Raw genomic sequence first — 1,107 nt, forward strand, 5'->3', positions numbered from 1 at the left:
CATGAAAAGCCCCACGCAGAATATTACTGAAATTGGCAACACCAATAACTTCATTTTCATTTGGATCAAGTAGCAGAAAATGAAAAGCCGCACTCTGTCTTTGCATTTCTATGATTAAATTCAATCGGTTTATCCAGCCAGAAGGCTGGCAATGACTGCTATCTCTGGTCGGCTCCCAAGGTTTAAGAAACTCGTGATTTTCTGAATAGTACTCAGCCAAACGATAAGCATCCCGCTCGTATACCAAACGCACCACCATTCGTTCCGTTATCAGACGAACTTTCGGTAAAGTGGAACGATAACCAAACATTATTTCTCCCTAACTATATTAATTTATCCGTTAAAAATTTAAGCTATTTATCTGTAAAAAACAGCTTCCAGTCATTACTTTTACAATAAAAAAATATTATCCATAACTCACTATCCTAATGATCAAATTAAGTACAGAATACAAAGGAACTATTACTGTCCTCTCTTCTTACTACTCCAATGGTGAGCAATGTCACTGGTTTCACAAGCACGTAGCCTGGGTAAGTACTTCCTGTTATTCGATAACTTGCTAGTCGTTCTGGGTTTCTTCGTCGTATTTCCTTTAATATCAATACATTTTGTTGAGCAACTAGGTTGGGCCGCGCTGGTTGTTGGTTTTGCGCTTGGTTTACGCCAGTTTGTACAACAGGGCTTAGGCATTTTCGGCGGCGCAATTGCAGACCGCTTTGGCGCGAAGCCGATGATCGTCACCGGCATGCTATTACGCGCTCTTGGTTTTGCTTTAATCGCCTTAGCCACCGAACCGTGGATACTATGGATTGCCTGCATATTATCCGCACTGGGGGGCACCTTATTTGATCCTCCCCGGACCGCACTGGTCATCAAACTAACCCGACCGCACGAGCGCGGCCGTTTCTTCTCTCTGCTGTTGATGCAGGACAGCGCCGGTGCGGTTATCGGCGCACTGATTGGTAGCTGGCTGCTGCAATACGATTTCCAACTTGTCTGTTGGACAGGTGCCGGTGTTTTCGTTCTGGCAGCCATCTGGAATGCATTATTCCTGCCGGCCTACCGAATTTCTACTACCCGCACTCCCATCTGGGAAGGGATGGAACG

1 protein-coding gene and 1 pseudogene are annotated in these 1,107 nt (G+C 45.2%); one reads left to right on the forward strand and one right to left on the reverse strand.

Annotation, left to right across the window (positions count from 1 at the left end; genetic code table 11):
• Positions 1 to 310: pseudogene (locus tag V2H77_RS00505) on the reverse strand (30S ribosomal protein S5 alanine N-acetyltransferase); the annotation flags it as partial.
• Positions 311 to 499: 189 nt separating this feature from the next.
• Between V2H77_RS00505 and V2H77_RS00510 the strand changes: the two are divergent.
• The coding region (locus V2H77_RS00510) for an MFS transporter (protein ID WP_341497238.1) at positions 500 to 1,107 on the forward strand (608 nt) is incomplete at its 3' end.

It is taken from the genome of Photorhabdus sp. P32 (genome assembly GCF_038085095.1).
Classification (GTDB): domain Bacteria; phylum Pseudomonadota; class Gammaproteobacteria; order Enterobacterales; family Enterobacteriaceae; genus Photorhabdus; species Photorhabdus luminescens.